At 63.3% G+C, this 18,319-nt stretch carries 20 protein-coding genes; 12 read left to right on the top strand and 8 right to left on the bottom strand.

Annotation, left to right across the window (positions count from 1 at the left end; translation table 11 throughout):
• Positions 1–127 precede the first annotated feature (127 nt).
• Positions 128–436 (bottom strand): cupin domain-containing protein, encoded by a 309-nt coding sequence (locus tag J0X27_RS15395; protein WP_242634230.1) that lies wholly within the window; start codon positions 434–436, stop codon positions 128–130.
• 339 nt (positions 437–775) lie between these two features.
• On the bottom strand, positions 776–1,789 hold the full coding sequence (locus J0X27_RS15390; RefSeq protein WP_207270028.1) for an MBL fold metallo-hydrolase: 1,014 nt from the start codon (positions 1,787–1,789) through the stop codon (positions 776–778).
• 155 nt (positions 1,790–1,944) lie between these two features.
• On the opposite strand from J0X27_RS15390, the gene tfe reads away from it, so the two are divergent.
• From tfe to J0X27_RS15375, 3 genes are read left to right on the top strand one after another with little or no spacing between them, the layout of a single operon-like run.
• Positions 1,945–2,469, top strand: a complete 525-nt coding sequence (tfe, locus tag J0X27_RS15385; protein WP_097379821.1) for a transcription factor E — start codon at positions 1,945–1,947, stop codon at positions 2,467–2,469.
• Complete coding sequence (locus J0X27_RS15380) at positions 2,469–3,161, top strand: DUF2110 family protein (RefSeq protein ID WP_207270027.1); 693 nt, start codon at positions 2,469–2,471, stop codon at positions 3,159–3,161. The genes tfe and J0X27_RS15380 overlap by 1 nt, the downstream gene beginning before the upstream one ends.
• 1 nt (position 3,162) lies before the next feature.
• Complete coding sequence (locus tag J0X27_RS15375; protein ID WP_207270026.1) at positions 3,163–3,933, top strand: DUF5803 family protein; 771 nt, start codon at positions 3,163–3,165, stop codon at positions 3,931–3,933.
• 112 nt (positions 3,934–4,045) lie between these two features.
• Here J0X27_RS15375 and J0X27_RS15370 read toward each other — a convergent pair whose 3' ends face one another.
• The gene (locus tag J0X27_RS15370; protein ID WP_207270025.1) at positions 4,046–4,504 is read right to left on the bottom strand and encodes a chemotaxis protein CheW; all 459 of its coding nucleotides are present in this window, start codon (positions 4,502–4,504) and stop codon (positions 4,046–4,048) included.
• A gap of 243 nt (positions 4,505–4,747) precedes the next feature.
• On the opposite strand from J0X27_RS15370, the gene J0X27_RS15365 reads away from it, so the two are divergent.
• The 9 genes from J0X27_RS15365 to J0X27_RS15325 all read left to right on the top strand — a co-directional run bounded on the left by J0X27_RS15365 (position 4,748) and on the right by J0X27_RS15325 (position 15,473).
• Positions 4,748–5,548: a chemotaxis protein CheW gene (locus J0X27_RS15365; RefSeq protein ID WP_207270024.1), complete on the top strand. Its 801-nt coding sequence runs from the start codon at positions 4,748–4,750 to the stop codon at positions 5,546–5,548.
• Positions 5,549–5,674: 126 nt separating this feature from the next.
• On the top strand, positions 5,675–6,037 hold the full coding sequence (gene cheY / locus J0X27_RS15360) for a chemotaxis protein CheY (protein ID WP_006181855.1): 363 nt from the start codon (positions 5,675–5,677) through the stop codon (positions 6,035–6,037).
• Positions 6,034–7,239 carry a chemotaxis-specific protein-glutamate methyltransferase CheB gene (gene cheB / locus J0X27_RS15355; protein WP_207270023.1) on the top strand — a complete coding sequence of 402 codons (1,206 nt, stop codon included), beginning with the start codon at positions 6,034–6,036 and terminating at the stop codon, positions 7,237–7,239. The genes cheY and cheB overlap by 4 nt, the downstream gene beginning before the upstream one ends.
• Positions 7,232–10,741: a chemotaxis protein CheA gene (locus tag J0X27_RS15350; RefSeq protein ID WP_207270022.1), complete on the top strand. Its 3,510-nt coding sequence runs from the start codon at positions 7,232–7,234 to the stop codon at positions 10,739–10,741. The genes cheB and J0X27_RS15350 overlap by 8 nt, the downstream gene beginning before the upstream one ends.
• A 34-nt stretch (positions 10,742–10,775) precedes the next feature.
• Positions 10,776–11,381, top strand: a complete 606-nt coding sequence (locus J0X27_RS15345) for a chemotaxis protein CheC (protein WP_097379828.1) — start codon at positions 10,776–10,778, stop codon at positions 11,379–11,381.
• Positions 11,378–12,646, top strand: a complete 1,269-nt coding sequence (locus J0X27_RS15340) for a chemotaxis protein CheC (RefSeq protein WP_207270021.1) — start codon at positions 11,378–11,380, stop codon at positions 12,644–12,646. Before J0X27_RS15345 ends, J0X27_RS15340 begins: the two co-directional genes overlap by 4 nt.
• Positions 12,643–13,158: a chemotaxis protein CheD gene (locus tag J0X27_RS15335; RefSeq protein ID WP_207270020.1), complete on the top strand. Its 516-nt coding sequence runs from the start codon at positions 12,643–12,645 to the stop codon at positions 13,156–13,158. Before J0X27_RS15340 ends, J0X27_RS15335 begins: the two co-directional genes overlap by 4 nt.
• On the top strand, positions 13,155–14,081 hold the full coding sequence (locus J0X27_RS15330; RefSeq protein WP_207270019.1) for a CheR family methyltransferase: 927 nt from the start codon (positions 13,155–13,157) through the stop codon (positions 14,079–14,081). The genes J0X27_RS15335 and J0X27_RS15330 overlap by 4 nt, the downstream gene beginning before the upstream one ends.
• A gap of 141 nt (positions 14,082–14,222) precedes the next feature.
• The gene (locus J0X27_RS15325; protein WP_207270018.1) at positions 14,223–15,473 is read left to right on the top strand and encodes a hypothetical protein; all 1,251 of its coding nucleotides are present in this window, start codon (positions 14,223–14,225) and stop codon (positions 15,471–15,473) included.
• Here the strand turns inward: J0X27_RS15325 and J0X27_RS15320 are convergent.
• The 5 genes from J0X27_RS15320 to J0X27_RS15300 form a co-directional block, all read right to left on the bottom strand.
• Positions 15,451–16,230 (bottom strand): DUF7289 family protein, encoded by a 780-nt coding sequence (locus J0X27_RS15320; RefSeq protein ID WP_207270017.1) that lies wholly within the window; start codon positions 16,228–16,230, stop codon positions 15,451–15,453. The genes J0X27_RS15325 and J0X27_RS15320 overlap by 23 nt on opposite strands.
• Entirely contained in the window at positions 16,227–16,709 is a 483-nt protein-coding gene (locus J0X27_RS15315) for a DUF7266 family protein (RefSeq protein WP_207270016.1), read from the bottom strand. The genes J0X27_RS15320 and J0X27_RS15315 overlap by 4 nt, the downstream gene beginning before the upstream one ends.
• A 251-nt stretch (positions 16,710–16,960) precedes the next feature.
• Entirely contained in the window at positions 16,961–17,155 is a 195-nt protein-coding gene (locus tag J0X27_RS17995; RefSeq protein ID WP_224214552.1) for a hypothetical protein, read from the bottom strand.
• Complete coding sequence (locus J0X27_RS15305) at positions 17,155–17,763, bottom strand: DUF7288 family protein (protein WP_207270015.1); 609 nt, start codon at positions 17,761–17,763, stop codon at positions 17,155–17,157. The genes J0X27_RS17995 and J0X27_RS15305 overlap by 1 nt, the downstream gene beginning before the upstream one ends.
• Before the next feature lie 4 nt (positions 17,764–17,767).
• Positions 17,768–18,319, bottom strand: a complete 552-nt coding sequence (locus J0X27_RS15300) for a DUF7287 family protein (RefSeq protein ID WP_207270014.1) — start codon at positions 18,317–18,319, stop codon at positions 17,768–17,770.

Below are 18,319 nucleotides of genomic sequence, written 5' to 3'. Positions count from 1 at the left end.
CGGCTCTGATGTCTCTCCGGCGACCGCCACGGCATGGGAGTGCCGACCGTCAACGGAGCCGCCCAGAATCGGTGATCGATCGGACACGAGACGGCCACCAGCCCCCGTTCCGGGGTCGCTGGTGCCGTTATTCGTCCGTCTTGGCCGCCACGTGATCGAAGACTGCCGTGTGATCCTCGTGTGGACTAAACAGGACGAACTCCGCGTCGTCGTCTACCCAGAGCGTGTGTCCTGGCGGCCAGTAGAGGAGATCGCCAGCTTCGTCTACCTCCCGAGAGCCGTCGGAATACTGGACCGTGATCTCGCCCGCGATCACGTATCCCCAGTGGGGGCACTGACACGCGTCTTCGTGCAGTCCTTCCAACAGCGGCGTGAGATCGGTCCCCCCGCTGAGTTGGAAGTGCTCCGCCGCCAAGCCGTCGTGTTCGGGTGCCACACCGAACCCCGCTTGATGCTGTACCACTGCGTCCGACGTCTCTATGACGACTGGTAGGTCTTCTTTGGATTGGTGCATAATATGCAACTCGAGTCCGCCACGTACCGTTATGCGAGCACAGTGTATGTAGGCAGCTAGTGACGTTCGAGCAACGATTGACCCGATGTCAGCGGCTGCAAGTGAGGGCCGCGTAGCAGACCCGGTCGTTGTGGGACCGACGCCGCGTACGATTGCTTCCAGCAAAACAGGTGCTCCCACACTCACTCCCGTCCTCGGCTGGGCCGCTTTTACCTCGAGAGTGTCCGGCCGGCTGGGAAGCACAGGTCGGCTCGAGCGATCTCACTCCGCCTCGTAGTAGTGGACGCCGTCTTCGGCTGTGTGGAACACCCTACCCTGCGTTTCGAGCGTCCCCAGCGCCCCGAGCGTGTCGAGTACCGGTGCGTGATAGCGGACGTTCCCGACGCGCTCTTCGGCGATCGACAGCGGCGTCGCGGGCTCGATCGTCTCGAGGGCCGCCCGCGTCTCCTCGAGCAGCGTGTCCAGCCGTTCCCGCGTGGTCGCGACGACTCGCTGGGGGTTCTCGAAGACGGGGCCGTGGCCGGGGAAGACGTGCGTCGCGGTCGTCCCTTCCAGTCGGTCCATGGCCTCGTAGTAGGCATCGACGGCGTCGTAGGCACCGTCGTTGAACCCGACGTGGAACGCCCCGGCGCGAAACGGTTCGATGAGCGCGTCGCCCGCGAAGAGGACGTCCGTTCCCTCGACTGTCGTCTCGAAACAGAGGTGGTCGATCTCGTGGCCCGGCGTCTCGAAGACCTCGAACTCGCGGCCGCCGACGGCCAACGGCTCGGTCGGATCGATCGGCTGGGCGCTCTCGCCGTCGACCAGTCGGCGGTCCCGACGACGTGACTCGAGTTCCTCCTCGATCACCGTCTCGAGGGCGTCGCCGCTGTAGCCGGCAAACATCGCCGTCTCTCGAAGCCCCGACTCGACGGCGGCCAGATCGTCCTCGAGTCGTTCGATCCCTGCTTTCGGTGCGTGAACCGTCGCGCCGGCCGCCCGTAGCGCGGGGAGTTGGCCGATGTGGTCGCTGTGGATGTGGGTCACGACGACGTGCTCGACGTCGGCCGGTTCGTAGCCGACCGCGGCGAGTCCCTCGCGCAGTTCCGTCTCGCCGGCGTGGTCAGACCCGCCCGTCTCGTCGGGCGCGCCCGCGTCGATCAGGATCGGTTCGGGCCCCTCGAGGAGATAGGCGGCGACGTGTTTGGGCGGCCAGGGAACGTCGAACTCGAGGCGATGGATCCGCGGGCAGGCAGTATCGGAACGTGCGACACCGCAAGAAGCGTCGGGAGTCATTGTCTCGAAAAGGCCGATCCAGCATCATAAGCGTCGCGCTCGAAGGTGCCATGGGTCCGACATCGTTGCGGTGATTTTGCGTTTCTGGATCACACGCCACCGCGGGCGGGGTCAGTTGACAAGCTTTAATGGTTCCATGGCGTTACATGGAGGTAATGGCTTTTGAGGACCTGCTCGAGGACCCGGTGATCCAGAAATATTTGCACGAGCTGGTCGGTCCCAAGGGGATGCCCGTCGCGGCGGCACCCCCGGACGGCGAAGTGACCGACGAGGAGCTCGCGGAGGAGCTCGACCTCGAGTTGAACGACGTGCGGCGCGCGCTGTTCATTCTCTACGAGAACGATCTCGCCACCTATCGACGGCTGCGCGACGAGGATTCGGGCTGGCTGACCTACCTCTGGACCTTCGAGTACGACAACATTCCGGAGAACCTCGAAGAGGAGATGTACCGGCTTCACGAGGCACTCGAGGAGCGCCGCGAGTACGAGCGCAACCACGAGTTCTACCTCTGTGAGATCTGCTCGATCCGATTCGAGTTCGGCGAGGCGATGGACTTCGGCTTCGAATGTCCCGAATGCGGCTCGCCGCTCGAATCGATGGACAACAACCGACTGGTCACTGCGATGGACGACCGCCTCGACTCCCTCGAGGACGAACTCAACATCGACGCGGACGCCTAATGGTCGTACTCGCAACGAAACTCTACGTCGAGGGCGAGGCCCGCGAGCGGTCGCTGGACTCGCTTCGGTCCCTCGTCACCAACGAGATCGGCGAACTCGACGTCGAATTCGAGATCGGCATTCGCCACGACGACTTCCCCTCCGTGACGATCGAGGGCGAGGACGCCACCGTCGCGCGTAACGTCCTCCGCGAGGAGTTCGGCGAAATCGTCCCCGATCTCGAGGCCGGCGAAACGTACGTCGGCACGCTCGAGTCCTGGGACGAGGACGGGTTCGTCCTCGATGCGGGACAGGGCGAGGGAGTACGGATTCCGACCGCGGAGCTCGGGCTCGGTCCGGGGTCGGCGACGCAGATCCGCGAACGCTACGGGCTGGTCCAGCACCTCCCGCTGGCGTTCGTATACGGCGGCGACAGTGACGACCCCGACGCCACGTCCCGTCTCGCCGATGCCGAACAGGACCGCCTCTACGAGTGGACCCGCGGTGACGGCCGACTCAACGTCAACAGCGCGACGCGCGCGGAAGTTCGAGCCACGCTCAACCGCGCGGGCCACGCACAGGACTACGTGACCGTCGAGCGACTCGGCTTGCTCGAGCAAAGCGTCATCTGTACCGAAAACACCGATCCGCCGGGACTGCTCGCGAGCGTCGGCGAGTATCTCCCGGCCGAACTCCGGTGTGTCGTTCCATAGCATGAATCGACGGCTCGTTCTCGCGGCGGTCGCGATCGCACTGCTGGCGACGTTAGCCGGCTGTTCGGCACTCTCGGGTGGGATCTCCGACGAACAGCTCGATCAGGAGGCGGAGTACGACGACCTGCGCGACAGCGAGGCCGACGTTGCCATCGATCTCGAGGACGGCAGCGTGATCGAGGACGGCGAGTTCCGGGCGGTCTACGATCTCAACGAGACCGAGGAACTGTCCCTCTACCGCTCCTCGCTCTATCGCGACGAGCCGCTGGACATCAACAGCGTCCGCTACTGGTATCCCAACGGCACCGAACTGACGGGATCGGAACTCACCGTCGAGCAAGGCCAGTCCGAAACGACGGTACAGGTCCCCGACGGGAACGGTACCCTCGCGTTCTCCGGCGATGCCGGCCGGAAGACGTTCCAGTTGCCGGCGTTCGTCGAGGGCTCCTACGTAGTGACGGTGCCCGAAGGGCATCGGACGTCGAACTTCCTGTTCGGAGACGTGTCGCCAAACGGGTACGAACGGGAGGTAATCGACGATCGGGAACGCCTCTCCTGGGCTGACCTCGAGAACACGATTTCGCTCCGATACTATCTCACGCGAGACATCCCGCTGTTCCTCGGCCTCGTCGGAACGGTCGCCGTACTCGGTGGAATCGGAATCGGCTACTACTACCGGCAGGTCAAGCAATTGCGGAAGCAACGCGAGAAGTTCGGGCTCGACGTCGATACCGACGACGATTCGGATGGCGGCCCGCCAGGGTTTCCGTAGCCGATCCGATTCGGGTCCGGGAGGACGCCGACTCGTACGGTTTGCTGCCCGATGTCCCGGTGGGACCACGCTATCCTGCGGTCCCACCGGCACTGACGGACAGGAGACCGTCTCAGTCGTTGATCGTCCGCCCGTCGAGCCAGACGAGGGCTCTCGTACCGACTTCGAGTCGTCCCTTGACGTGGTTGGTCGTCGTCTCCGGCGACTCGAGCGACGTGACGCGGACGGTTGTCGTCGTCTCGACGGCGTCGACGAGCCAGCCGTAGTGGCGACCGTCCGAATCAGTCTCGGCGAAGACGAGCAGTTTGGGCTCGTCGATCCGATCCGAGATCCGGGTCGACGATCCGAACACTCGCGGTAGATCGACGACTCTGATACGTTCTCCGGCGGCAGTAACCGTCCCCGCATCCCACGGATCGTCGGTATCGGCGAGGGCGGAATCGGCCGCGACGTCGAGGACGGAGACGACCGAGTCGGCCCTGACACAGTAGCCCGTTTCCTCGAGATCGAACGTGAGCACGGTAACTCGCTCGGTCGCGTCGGCCCCGTCGTCGTCCGATTCCGATCCCATTCCGGATGGTGGATCTCCAGTCAGAAAAATAAGTTTGCCGATGCGTCCACCGGTATCCGATCACGCCGTCGGTGGGTCGAACGGAGCCGTCACCGACTCCCGGTTTCCGGTCTCGGAGAGGTCGACACGCTACCGCAGGGTCACGAACACGGAGGCCGATCGGCGTCGAATTCCTGTTCGGAGACGAGATTATACGCGTGGAGTCAACGTTTTATTGGTGGAACCTGATACACGAACAGGACCATGGCCCCGGACCTCTCGGAAAAACTTCTCGGAATGGACGTCGACGACGACCGACCCGGCGATTCGGGCGACGAAGACGGTGAGGAGGAACAACTCGTCCAGTTCGTCTTCGTCACTGTGGGCGAACATCGGCTGGCGCTCCCGGTCGATGCCGTCAGGACGATCACCGAACCGCCGGCAGAACTCACGCGGGTACCGCGTTCGTCCCCCGCTATCGAAGGGCTCATGGACCTTCGTGGGGAGGTTACCGCGGTCATCGATCCGCGCGTGCACTTCCCCACAACCGACTCCGGTCCGGGGCGTGAGCGACTGCTCGTACTCGACCGGCCGAGCGACGAACAGTCGGTTGCGATCCGGGTGGACGACGTCATCGGCGTCGAGACCGTTCCCGAAAGTAACATTTTCGACGACGAGACGGTCGACACCAGCGAACTCTCCGGCGACGTCCTCGAACACCCCCTGATCGTCGCACTCGTGACGACGGAACGGGAGTCACGCGTCGGTGCCGGAACCGGAGTGAGCGACGGCCCGCTCGACGACGATGGCGGTCCGACGGCCGGTCCCGAGGCCAGTCCAGTTGTCGGAGCCGGCTCCGCGACGCTGTCGTCCTCTCGAGGGACGAGCGGTGGACTCGGCGAGTCGATCGGTGAAACGTTCGAGATCGAACCCACCGAGGAGACGACTGCCGAGCCGGACGAGGACGAAGCCGAGTCGACGCGGGAGATCGTCCTCGAGGCAACAGCGTTGGTAGATGTCGACCGGCTGCTGTTGGCGTCCGGTCAATCCGAAGAAACGGCGTAATCGGCCGAGTTACGAGAGCGGATCTGTGGGGGCTCTCTGGGGCGGATTCGACGTTTATCACGACTGATAATCGAGAGAAAGCATTTATGGTAGTTGTATGGCTACCAGAATTTGGTGTACTACTGAATGTCGACAGGGGTGCTCATCGTGGACGACTCTCATTTTATGCGGAACTTGCTGCGCCAGATCTTAGAGCAGGACTACCGCATTCTGGGAGAGGCGTCCAACGGCGCTGAAGCCGTCAAACTGTACAAAGAACACGATCCCGACATCGTCATGATGGACATCGTGATGCCCAAATGCAACGGCATCAAGGCGACCGCAGCGATCAAGAAGATCGATCCGGACGCCCGCGTCATCATGTGTACGAGCGTCGGACAGCGTGAGAAAATGAAACTCGCCGTGAAGGCTGGCGCCGACGGCTACGTCACGAAACCGTTCGAAGAGCCCAGCGTCAGAAAAGCCCTTTCAGACGTCGTCGCTGCATGACGCGAGTACTCGTTGTCGACGACTCGAAGTTTATGCGGACAGTCATCGGCAACGCGCTCGAGGCGGCTGACTACGACGTCGAAACGGCTGCAAACGGGTCCGACGCCGTCGACGCCGTCGCTGCGTTCGATCCCGACGTCGTGACGATGGACGTGGAAATGCCGGAGTTGGACGGGATCGACGCCGTCGAGCGGATCATGGCGACGAATCCGACCGTGATTCTCATGCTCAGCGTACACACGGAACAGGGAGCGGAGGCGACGCTCGATGCCTTAGAGCGTGGGGCAGTCGACTTCCTTCACAAGCCCGACGGCTCCGACTCGCGAAACATCGCACACCTCTCCGACGAGGTCGTCGAGAAGGTCGACGAACTCGCCGAAGCCAACGTGTCGTCGGTGGCGCTCGCTCGAGCTTCCGCGACAGCATACGCGACTCGATCCGAACGCGCCGGCGGTACAGAGCGGGGACCCACGACAGGGAACGCCGTCGCCGGCGGTTCGGACACGCAAATAAACCTCGGGACCGGGCCGGGAGTGCCGCCCGGAATCGGAACCGGGTCCACCGCCACCGAGGACCCGACGCCGGTCACCGTCGACGGCGAGCCTGCGGACGCACCGACGATCGTCCTCGGCGCGTCGACTGGCGGTCCGAAGATCGTCGAACGGCTCTTCGAGCGACTCCCGGCCGAACTCGGAGCGAAACTGCTGGTCGTCCAGCATATGCCACCGGGGTTTACCGAGCGGTTCGCCGACCGGCTCGACTCACACAGCGCGTACGACGTGCGTGAGGCCACGGACCGGGATCGGCTCCGACCCGGCGAGGCCGCCGTCGCGCCGGGGAACGTCCACCTCGAGGTGGCAGCCGAAATCGGCGACTCGCTCCGGCTGCGACTCACGGACGGCGATCGGGTCCACGGCGTCCGACCGGCGATCGACGTGACGATGGAAAGTGCCGCCAAACGGGTCTCGAACGGGCTCTGTGGCGTCGTCCTGACCGGTATGGGCCGCGACGGTGCGGCCGGGATCGAGGCGATCAAAGGCGTGGGAGGACACACGATCGCCCAGGACGAGGCGACGAGCCCGGTCTTTGGCATCCCCTGTCAGGCAATCGAAACGGGTTGTGTCGACACGATCGCGCCCGCCGAGGGCATCATCGACGCAATCGTCGACGCGTTTACCACGGACGGTGAGAACGATGAGTGATTATCTGACAGACTTCGTTCAGGAGAGCGAAGAACGGATTACCGAACTGAACAACGCCTTGCTCACGCTGGAGGAAGACCCCGACGACGAGGAGGCGATGGACCAGATCTTCCGGATCGCACACACCCTCAAGGGGAACGCTGGGGCGATGGGGCTGGAGCCGGCCAGCGATCTCGCCCACGCGATCGAGGACCTGCTCGATGCCGTCCGCGGTGACGACCTCGAGGTGACGCCGGCGCTGATGGACGACATCTTCGATGGCGTCGACGAACTCGAGACGATGGTCGCGGAAGTCGGCGCAGCCGGCGAGATCGAGACCGATCCGTCGGCGACGATCGGCTCGCTTCGGGAACACCTGTCGGAGTCGGCCGAACCGGCGACGGGAATCACGACGCCGACGACAGACGAGATCGACGACATCTGTTCGCGATTCGAGCCGCCTGCTGACGACAGCCACAACGCCTATCTGGCCCGTCTCGCGATCGCAAAAGAGGACGGAGTCAACAACGGGGAGTTGGTCGTCGAGGCCCTGATCGACGCGTTCGATCTGATCGGTACCGACCCGCCCCGCGAGACGATCGAGGCCGGGGAGTACGGCGACAGCTTCGATGCCGTCTTCGCCACTGCGGTCGGCGAAACGGCGATCGCCTCCGGTCTCGAGCCGGTCGAGGAGGTCGGCGACTTCGAGATCGTCGCCGTCACCGATCGATTCGACGCCGTCGACGAGCGGACCGGGACCGCCGAAACGGACGCGGCTGCCGAACCCGGTGACGGGATCACAGCCGACGAGGCACAGGATCTCGAGGTCGACGACCTGCTCGACGAGTTCACCGAGTTCGACGACTTAGACGAGATGGTCGAGGACGTCGAGGACGAAGAGCTCGACGCGTTCGAAGACATGGGCGAGGCCGGCTCGTTCGACGACCTGCTCGACGACGAGGACGTCGCCGAACTCGAGGGCGGGGCGGGCGACCCACCGACCGAGCCAGACGTAGGCGACGAGGGGGGATCCGGGCCGGCAGGCGATTCCCAACCGGCAGCTGACGACGAGACGGCGGGGGCCGCCCAATCGGCCGAGGAGGACGTCGAGGATGCCGGTGCCGTCTTCGACGAACTCAAAGACGAGGTCGAGATGGTCGGGTTCGACGAACTCCAGGACGAACTCGAGGAGCTCGAGTTCGACGAGTTCGACGAGGAAGAGGAAGTCGACATGGACGAACTGCTCGGCGAGGACGCCGACGACGATTCCTTCCTCGACGCAGGGGAGCCATCCGAGGAGGCAGTCGACGACGTGCTGTTCGATTCGGAGTCGACCGACGACGACGCGACCGTCGATCCCGACGCCGACGAAGCGTCGGAGTCGGCCGAAGACGACCTCGAGACCGCCACCGACGAGGGAGTGGCGACCGCCGAAGACGCCGGGGACGCCTCGAGCGCCGATCTCGAGGGGACCACTGCCGACGATATCGGCTTCGACGACGATGCGGCGACAGCCCAGGACCCGGCCGATGCCCCATCGGGTGGCGAACCCGAAACGGTCGCCGCCGAAGCCGGTGTGGAGCCCGAAACGGCTCCGCTCGATTCGGACCCCGAAACAGCCGGTGAGAGCGAAGCAAGTGGAGCCGACGGTGAGACGGCCGCGGGTGACGCTGGGACGGGAGAAGAAGCCATCTCGGACGACGAGACGGGTGAATCAGCCGTCACTGACGATGCAACCGTGGCCGACGCCGGTAGTACGGACGGCGTCGATCCGCTCGATGACGACGCGGAATCGGATGCGTTCGGTTCGGGAGACGAGAGCAGCGACGACGCCGTGACAACCCCTGTCGACGCCGATTCAGTTGATACCGAGCCAGTCGATGACGCGACCGAGTCCGTCGACCCTGACGACGACGGAGCGAGCGACTCGTTCGGTGCGGACGCCGACGAGGCGTTCGAACCGACAGCAGGGTTCGACGATACCGGCGACGCCGATTCGTCGTCCGAGACGGACGCGTTCGACGACACCGACGGCTTCGACGTGGGTGCCGACGATCCGTTCGACGACTTCGACGACGGTCCGGTCGGGGCCGACCTGGACGACGACGGTTTCGACGACACTGACGACGGCTTCGACGACGAGATGTTCGGGGGGGCAGACGAGTTCGATACCGCCGATGCCGGCTTCGACTCGCCGACTTCGGCCCCCGAGACGGACGACGATTCGGGTCAGGCGTCGACGGAATCGTTCGGCAGCGATACGGCCGACTCGGGAGACGAAGACGAGTCCGATGTCGTACGGATCGTCGACGAGCCGGAGATAGAGATTCCGAACCTCTCCATCCCGGAAACGAGCGATCAGCCCGACGCCGACGCCGAAACCGACGAGAGTCAGTCGATCCGTGTCGACATCGAACAGGTCGACTCGCTGTTGACCCTCGTCGAGGGACTGGTGACCAGTCGTGTCAGGCTCCGGCACGCGGCCGACTCCGACGACGGTGGGACGGCACTCGAGAAGGAACTCGACGCGCTGTCGGACCTGACGACGGATCTTCAGGAGACGGTGATGGACATCCGACTGGTGCCGCTCCAGACGGTAACGAACCGCTTACCGCGGGTCGTCCGTGATATCGCCCGCGAACAGAACAAGGAGGTCGACTTCGAGATACACGGCGAGGACGTCGAGATCGACCGCAGTATCCTCGACCGAATCGGCGATCCGCTGATCCACCTCGTCCGCAACGCCGTCGATCACGGGATCGAATCGCCCGCAGAGCGCGAGGAGGCCGGCAAGCCCCGCGAGGGAACCGTCGAGGTCCACGCCGACCGCGCGCGCGACCGCGTGACGATCACCGTCAAGGACGACGGCGGCGGACTCGACCCCGATCGACTGCGCGACGAAGCCGTCGAGGCCGGGATTCTCGACGCGGACGCAGCGGACGCGATGCCCGACGAGGACGCGTACGATCTGATCTTCCACTCCGGGCTCTCGACGGCCGATGAGGTGACGGACGTCAGCGGCCGGGGGGTCGGGATGGACGTCGTCAAACGGACGATCGAGGACCTCGACGGAACGGTTTCGATCGATAGCGACGAGGGCGACGGAACGACCGTCACGATGACGCTCCCGGTGACGGTCGCGATCGACGAGATCCTGTTCGTCGAGAGCGGCGGTGAGGAGTTCGGCGTTCCAACCAAGGCCGTCCAGGACATCGAGTCCGCCGGGTCGATCGAGACGGCCGAGGGAGAATCCGTGCTTCCCGGTGAGGGGGGCGACTACCCCGTCATCTCGCTTGCCGACGTCCTCGAGACGCCGGCCCCGGGCGCGAACGGGGATGGGATGGTCGTTCGTATCCGCGACGAAGTCCGGGAAGTGGCCCTGCACTGTGATCACGTGCACGGCCAGCAGGAGGTCGTCGTCAAGCCTTTCGAGGGCATTATGAGCGGCATTCCCGGGATCAGCGGTGCGACGGTTCGGGGGAGGGGGGAAGTGGTCAACATCCTGGATGTGACGACACTATGAACGAACGCGAACACCAAACCCTACGGAGTAATCCATGACGATGATGGTCGACATTCGAAAGTTGAGTTTCATAAACGAGATGGCGAAGGTCGGGACGAACGGCGTCGCCGATAACATGAGCAAACTGACCGGTGAGGACGCCCAGATGGAGGTGACGAAAACTAACTTCATCGACGTCGACGACATCGAGTCCCAACTCGACGGCGGCAAGCGAGTTGGCGTCCGCGTCCGGCTGCTCGACCCACCCCACGGGCACATCCTGATCCTCTTCCCCGAGGCGAGCGCAAAGAAGATCACGGCGATCATGCTTCGCGAGGTCGTCGACGACATGGGCGACGTCTCCGGCAAGATGGCCCGCAGCGCCGTCGAGGAGATGGGCAACATGATGGCCAGTGGCTTTATCGACGGCTGGGCCGACGTGCTCGGCCGCGCGATCGATATCGCCGCGCCACAGCTCGTCTACGCGCCGACGGGCGACATCGTCACCCGGACGGCGAGTCTCGGCGGCGACGATCTCGCCCTGTTCTTCGATTCCGACCTGGCGGTTCCCAGCTATCAGATCGAAGCCGAGATCTACGCTTTCCCCGACTTAGAAGAGTTCGTCGAAATGGTCAACGGCATCGAAGTCCAACCCGCATGAAACTCGACGTCAATGCACTCGGCACGTTCTACCGGATGGCTCGAGAAGGAGCGGGACTGGCTGCGGGCCGACTCACCCATATGCTGGGCGTCGAAACGCAGGTCGGCGTGACGAAACTCAACTTCATGCGAGGGCAGGAGATCCGGCGTGATTTCGAGGACTCGACCGAGAAGGTCGGCGTTCGGGTCAAGCTGACCGGCGGGATCGAGGGCTACTCGGTCGTCGTCTTCGAGCGCGAAAACGCGATTCGGATCGTCGAAACCCTGCTCGCCGAGGCCGGGCCCGACGCTGATGTCGACACCGACGTCGGCGACGTAGACGGGTTCGACGAGATGACCGAAAGCGCCGCGACGGAGGTCGGCCACATCATGAACAGCGGCTTTATCGACGGCTGGGCCGACGTCTTGGAGACCGTCATCGACGTCTCCACGCCGGAGTTCGTCGAAGGCAAATCCTCCGAACCGTTCTTCGGCGATATCGACGAGGCACCGGCCGACGACGACCTCGCATTGCTCTTCCAGAGCCAGATCGAGACCGTCGGCACCGAGGTCGGGTTTAGCCACTACCTCTTCCCGAAACGCGAGTCGATGTCGAAACTCCTCGAGCGGCTGCGGACGAGCGACGGCATCGAGTACGACAAACTCGATGGCTTCGATCGGATGGCAGAGCGCGGTGCCGAAGAGGTCGCCAAGACCGCGACTACCCTGACCGGGATCGATACGAGCGTCGAGATCCGTCGGCTCAACTTCGTCTCGCTCGAGGCGATCCCCGAGCAGGTCGCCGAAGAGAAACTCGTCGGAGTCGCCTTCGAGTTCGACGGCATGCCCAGCGGGTATCTGCTGTTCCTGTTCGACGAGGAGTCGGCCCACGAGATCGTCGACGCGATGGTTCCCATGGAGGTCGATGAAGACGGGTTCGGCGAGATGGGAACGAGCGCGATCAAAGAACTGGGCAACATCATGGCCAGCGGATTCCTCGATGGCTGGGCGAACGTGCTCGATACGACGATCGACCACTCCACGCCGGAGTTCATCCACGATATCGGCGCTGCGGCCGTCGATCCGGTTATCATTCAACTCGGCGAGAATCAGGACTTCGCGTTCGTCTTCGATACGGTCGTCATGGCCGACGGCCGCGAGTTCGACTGTGAAGTGTACGCGATCCCCGACGAGTCGGACCTCGAGCGGGCGCTGAACAGCCTCGACGTCGACCGGATCGAAGACGCCAAGACGACGGCGGAGTTTCAGGAAGTCGATAACGCATGAAAACCTACGGCACCGAACCGGGGGCACCGACGCCGGTCCAGGTCGGAATCTCCGAACTGGTCGTCAGCGACGGCGACGACACGCTCAAGTCCTACGGGCTCGGCTCGTGTCTCGCCATCGCACTCTACGATCCGAACGCCGAAATCGGCGGGTTGGCACACGTGATGCTTCCCGACGGCGACGCCGCCGATAACAGCGACCGGAAACCCGGCAAGTACGCCGACACGGCGATCAGGGCGTTGCTACGCCGAATGGTCGAACAGGGAGCTAACTACACTGCCGTCGAGGCGAAGATCGCCGGCGGCAGCGACATGTTCGAATTCGAGAGCTTCGGTGATGGTGTCGGGAAGCGAAACATCGCCGCCGCAAAGACGGAACTCGAGAAACTCGGGGTGCCACTCGAGGCCGAGGACGTCGGCGGTGAGTACGGCCGGACCGTGGAGTTCACGCCCGGAACGGGGACGCTCGTCGTGAAGACCTCCGACGGCACCAACGGAGTGACGGAGTTGTGATCGGCAACGGGGCCGGCGACGCCGACAACGATTCCGATGGGGATCGGAGGCGTGCCGAGACGACTGCTGACGACGCGGCGTTCACGGCCCTCCTTACGTTCGTCGAGGACGAGCTGTCGTTCGCGACGAGCCACTACAACGATAGCTACCTCGACCGGCGGGTCTCCTCGCGGATGCGTCGGACGCAACGCGAAACCTATGGGGCGTACTTGGAGAAGCTACGGTCCGATCCGACCGAACAGGAGGCGCTGCTCGAGGCGTTGAGCATCAACGTCACGGGCTTCTTTCGAAACCCGGACGTCTGGGAGGGGATTCGCGCTGTCCTCCGAAAGCTATCCGCGAGTACGACCACCGTCCGCGTCTGGAGCGCCGCGTGTGCCGACGGACGGGAACCGTATTCGCTGGCCATGCTCGCCCACGACGACCCCGAGATCGACGAATCGAACGTCTACGTTCTCGGAACCGACATCAGTACACCAGCACTCGAGACCGCCCGAGCGGGCGTCTACGAGGAATCCCGAACGATCGATCTCGACGACCAACTCTCCTTTCTCGACGACTACCGCCAGTACGTCGACGTCGACGATCGAACCTACCGGATCAGCGATCACGTCCAGCGAAACGTTCGCTTCCAGCGCCACGACCTGATCAACGACGAGCCCAAATCCGGGTTCGATCTCGTCATCTGTCGGAACCTGTTTATTTACATCGACAACGCGTACAAAGAGCCGATGCTCGAGACGATCGCCAGGTCCCTCCGGACGGACGGCTACCTCGTCATCGGAAAGGCCGAGACGATACCGCCGACCCTCCAGTCGGCCTTCGCCGTCCGCGAGGCCCGACTCCGAATCTATCAGCGAGAACTGACGGAGCCAAACGATGGGGGCCCCGATCGACGTGTGAACTCGAGCCCCGAATCGTAACGCAGCTACCGGCGAGGACGCCGATTGTCACCTCCCGAAACAACGCCTGGAGCTGAGCTCGTCCCGTCGCCGACGGACGCCAGTTCAGTGGGTGGAACACAACCAGGTATTACATGCCGGTCCGCCGAATACCCCCCAGGGATGCCTTCGCTCGACCTCCGCTCGTTCGTCGCCCGCGCTGGGACGCTGGTCGACTCCTCGCCGCCAGCGTCACGACGGGAGACCCGTACCTGGCTCGTCGAACCCTTCCTCGAAACGCTCGGCTGGGATCTCCGAGCCGAGTCGTGTGTTACCGATCGGACCATCGACGATACCCCCCTCGAGTACGTCTTGCTGGTGGATTCGGTTCCAGCGCTGTTCGTCGCCGTCGAGACAGCCGACGAGCCCCTCAAGGAGACGCGAGCAAACGCCCTCCAGCAGGCGATGGCCTGGACGGGCGTCGACCGCGCGATCTACACGAACGGCCGCCAGTACCTCCTGCTCGCGGGAACGACGGACATCGAGTACCACACACTCAGGCTTTCGGAACTCACTGACGGGGAATCGACAGTCGGTCTCTACTCGCGAGACGCGTTGGGTCGTCGCCTCGCACAGCACTCGCGGAATCACGTCGCCCGCCAGCTCGCGATCGATCGGTCACGGCTCGTCGATTCGATCGTCGAACAGCTCACGGCGGCAACCGTTCACGGCGACGTCTACGCCGACGAGTTCGAATCCGCGACCGATCGGTTTCTCGACCAGCTCGTCGTGGCGTTCACCGACGCTGACCCCGAGCAACCGAACGCCGTCGCGGACGTTTCGATTCGATTCGACGAATCGACGATCTCCAGCGAGACGCCGACCGATGGAGATACTACCGAAACCGAATCCGCGACCGACCCGAGCCCGCACGCCACGACGGACGCGAACGAGGACGCTGGGACCGGACGGGTCGCGGATACGACAGCCCCGACCGAATCGAACGACCGGGAGGCTTCCACTCGAGACGACGACGCCGAGCAACGGGGCCCCGACGACGACACGGACGCCGAGAACGGGACCGAAGACGGTGAGGAAAGGGAGTACGTCGTCCGGCTGTTCAACGACCGCGGCTCGATCGGTGCGATCGGCCACTCGACGTCGAAGGGGGCACTCGTGGGAGCAACCGAGTACCTCTTCGAGCGTGGTCTCTCCGGGATCACCGTTCCCTGGAGCCCGGACGAGGCCGACGGCACGGTGCTGAACAGCGACCCGATCCACGCCGACGGCTCACCGATGGCCGCGTCGACACAGCTCTCGAACGGCCTCTATCTCGAGACTGCAGGGACCGTCGAGGAACGAGCCGCCCGCGTCCAGGCGCTGGCCGCTCGAGCGGGGTTGCGAGCGATGCTTACCGGGGATTGGGATACGTGATATCGACGGTGACGACGGTGACGGCGGCTTGATCGACGTTTTCACAGGTCCCACCGGACCAGCCACCGGTCGAGCGAATGCCGTCCCACGCGGTAGTGTAGTCGCTGCTTGGCGTTGTCACCGTTACTTTGTTGCTGCCGGTAACGTCGTAGACGGTTCGCTCGTGGTTCGTTACGTTCATCTCCAGTTCGAGCGTCCCGCTGGTTTGGATGGATCGATCGGCAGAATCGATCGCCACGAGCGAGATGATCGCCGTTCCGTTATCGGAACCGCCCGATCCCGGCGTACACCTGAGCTGGGGGTTTTTGAGCGCGACGCTCCCGTCGCCGTCGGATCGGACGACGCCACCGCCTTCGTATGCGATCGTATCCGACCCGGATTGGTACGTCAGGACGCCCAGCGGGACGTCTCTATCGATAGTCCCGCTCTCGCTCGATTCGAAGTCGATAGAAACGACTGTCCCGCCATCACCGGTCGTAACCGTTCCGCCTCGTACTGCTAGTTCACTGTTCCGTGTCTCGATACTGTCGGAATGCAAGGCGGTGTTGAAATTGTCCGCGAGTGCGATCATCGCCCGTTCGCTATTTCGAAGCTGTTCTCCCTCCTGAAAGTCGGCCATCGTCTGAAAGCCGACCGTCGACAGCAGCGCCACCGAGCCCATGATCGTCGCGAACACCAGAATGAACGCGAGTACCTCCGAGACGCCACGGTCCCGGGAGTCCGTGAACGTGGCCGGTCGATCGCGGTTCGACCTCATCGGGGCCCCTCCGTAATCGAAATTTCGGTACTGTCGTACCGTATCTCGATCGGTCCACCGGCCGCATCGCTGCCGTCGGCGATCGGCCGATCCGTCTTGATCGGAACGTAAACGACGACGTCAGCGCTGTTTGCCGTCAGTATCAGACAGTCCGTCGACCCGTCGAGCAGGGATGCAGAACAGCTCGTTCGTAATTCGACGGTATATCCCGAGGCGGCTGCCTTCCGTGGATGGTCTGCGACCATCGCCACGGTATCGTCGCTCGCTCCCGCGATCTGATCGACGTTTCCGATCTCGTTGGCGAGCCGTTCGCCGATCGTCTCGAGAGAGGACTCGGTGCTTCGGTCGGTCTCGGTATCGAGCATTGTACTGGCACTCGTCAATAGCATGGCTATGAGAATCGTCGTGATAGCGATCGTGAGCACGTGTGTGATCGTAATCGAGACTGCACGATCTCGACCGGCACGTCGAGCGATCACGTTCCATCACCGGGACATCCTTTGTCGATCGTCCGAGTTCGGTTGTAGCGGAGCGCATGTGACTCGTACTCGGTTCTCACGGTTACGTTTTGTAAGTCCTCCCCACTCGCGTTCGCATCGATGTCGCTGAGCTGTACTACAGCCGGCGTCGACTGCACGGTCGAATTCCGATAGGCAGTATTGAGCCTCGATACGTTCGTCTCCGCGTGGTCCTCTAACGTGTCGTTCTCTGCACTCGACTCGTCTTCGACTCACACGAGCAGACAGCCAACGCTCTGGTTGAGTTCGTGTTCCGTTACGGCAGCGGAACTCGCGCTCTGACTCGTTTCACCGGAGGAAAGCGTTTCCGTGAACAGAACGCCGTTGTACACGACGACGATGCCCAGAATGACGAAGGCGAGGGCGATCGCACCGATGAGGATCAGTTGCGCACGATCCTCGCTCATCATCGCCATACGATCACCCGTACCTCGACGACGTTGTAGACCGGTGTTTCGTCCTGATACTCCCGTGGGACAATTCGCGTGTCCGAATCGGTGGCATGGAGTTCCTTGGAAACCGATGACGATGTCACGGTCTGGTTATCGTACAGCGTGACGGTGTAGCTCGCTATCGAGGCGCTGGGTGGTGGGCTGGCCTGACGGACGAGGTAGCGCTTGGGGCCGTTCTCCGGATGAAGTTCGACGTTGTATCTCGGGTCCTCGAAGCGGTGGTTCAGGATCTGCCCCAGTTTGGATTCGTTTTCGAACTCCGATACGGTGTAGGTGTTCGTCCCGTTGATCGGTTGACTCGCGTTTTCGAACTCCCCGTCAGCGTTCCAATTTCGAACGACTTCGGAAAGGTTTCCCTCTTGATTGGCGACGACCAACGAGTCCTGTACCTCCTGTTGGATTTGTTCCTGTACCGATTGGTCGCCCTCTCCGCCCGTCGACGACATGATCACGGACGACTGGAGGGCAAAGAGGACGGCCATCAACACGATCATCGCGCCGATGAGCCCCTCGAGTGTGTACGCCTGTCCGCGGTCGGTGTCGGACGTGTTGGTTCCGAACATACTATCACCAGACCCTCACGACGAGTCGACATCCTGGGTCACAGTCACTGCTATCCGCCGGAGTCCAATTGTCGATCGTTACGATGCGTGCGGAACTCGCTGCGGATTGGTTGCGATATACATCCCCGCCCGACAGTTCGGACTCGTCGACGGGAGTTCCGTCGAACTCTTCGATACTTACGTTTATTCGATCGTAGACGATGTCGTCGCTGCTGCTTGCCCGCAGGCCGAGCTGGGTGGACAAATTCCTCTCGTTGTATTTACTGTTGAACCCGCTTCCATCGATCTCGTTGGCCGTCTCCGTCGAGAGGTTGGATACGATCCGATCGGCGATTCGATCGGCCTGTGCTCTGTCTGCGCCGCCCGACGATTCGTACGGTGTCCCGATCGTCGGGAGAAACAAAAAGACGAACGCGACCGCCAACAGGAACAGACCGATCCCGACGGCGAAGTCCTGCGTGGTCTGGCCTCGATCGCTCATCGAGAGGGAAACCGTTCGGGGCCGGCGAGCCCGCGTTCGATCCTGCCGCCGATCTGGAGTTCGCTTCCGACTCAT

This window comes from Natrinema longum, from assembly GCF_017352095.1.
GTDB lineage: Archaea > Halobacteriota > Halobacteria > Halobacteriales > Natrialbaceae > Natrinema > Natrinema longum.
This window is presented reverse-complemented; position numbering and strand designations above follow the sequence as displayed.

What these genes read in the sequence shown, in the direction of transcription:
- J0X27_RS15390 (WP_207270028.1), bottom strand. Translation starts at nt 1,789, where the DNA reads ATGACTCCCGACGCTTCTTGCGGTGTCGCACGTTCCGATACTGCCTGC.
- tfe (WP_097379821.1), top strand. Translation starts at nt 1,945, where the DNA reads ATGGCTTTTGAGGACCTGCTCGAGGACCCGGTGATCCAGAAATATTTG.
- J0X27_RS15380 (WP_207270027.1), top strand. Translation starts at nt 2,469, where the DNA reads ATGGTCGTACTCGCAACGAAACTCTACGTCGAGGGCGAGGCCCGCGAG.
- J0X27_RS15375 (WP_207270026.1), top strand. Translation starts at nt 3,163, where the DNA reads ATGAATCGACGGCTCGTTCTCGCGGCGGTCGCGATCGCACTGCTGGCG.
- J0X27_RS15370 (WP_207270025.1), bottom strand. Translation starts at nt 4,504, where the DNA reads ATGGGATCGGAATCGGACGACGACGGGGCCGACGCGACCGAGCGAGTT.
- J0X27_RS15365 (WP_207270024.1), top strand. Translation starts at nt 4,748, where the DNA reads ATGGCCCCGGACCTCTCGGAAAAACTTCTCGGAATGGACGTCGACGAC.
- cheY (WP_006181855.1), top strand. Translation starts at nt 5,675, where the DNA reads ATGTCGACAGGGGTGCTCATCGTGGACGACTCTCATTTTATGCGGAAC.
- cheB (WP_207270023.1), top strand. Translation starts at nt 6,034, where the DNA reads ATGACGCGAGTACTCGTTGTCGACGACTCGAAGTTTATGCGGACAGTC.
- J0X27_RS15350 (WP_207270022.1), top strand. Translation starts at nt 7,232, where the DNA reads ATGAGTGATTATCTGACAGACTTCGTTCAGGAGAGCGAAGAACGGATT.
- J0X27_RS15345 (WP_097379828.1), top strand. Translation starts at nt 10,776, where the DNA reads ATGACGATGATGGTCGACATTCGAAAGTTGAGTTTCATAAACGAGATG.
- J0X27_RS15340 (WP_207270021.1), top strand. Translation starts at nt 11,378, where the DNA reads ATGAAACTCGACGTCAATGCACTCGGCACGTTCTACCGGATGGCTCGA.
- J0X27_RS15335 (WP_207270020.1), top strand. Translation starts at nt 12,643, where the DNA reads ATGAAAACCTACGGCACCGAACCGGGGGCACCGACGCCGGTCCAGGTC.
- J0X27_RS15325 (WP_207270018.1), top strand. Translation starts at nt 14,223, where the DNA reads ATGCCTTCGCTCGACCTCCGCTCGTTCGTCGCCCGCGCTGGGACGCTG.
- J0X27_RS15320 (WP_207270017.1), bottom strand. Translation starts at nt 16,230, where the DNA reads ATGAGGTCGAACCGCGATCGACCGGCCACGTTCACGGACTCCCGGGAC.
- J0X27_RS17995 (WP_224214552.1), bottom strand. Translation starts at nt 17,155, where the DNA reads ATGAGCGAGGATCGTGCGCAACTGATCCTCATCGGTGCGATCGCCCTC.
- J0X27_RS15305 (WP_207270015.1), bottom strand. Translation starts at nt 17,763, where the DNA reads ATGTTCGGAACCAACACGTCCGACACCGACCGCGGACAGGCGTACACA.
- J0X27_RS15300 (WP_207270014.1), bottom strand. Translation starts at nt 18,319, where the DNA reads ATGAGTCGGAAGCGAACTCCAGATCGGCGGCAGGATCGAACGCGGGCT.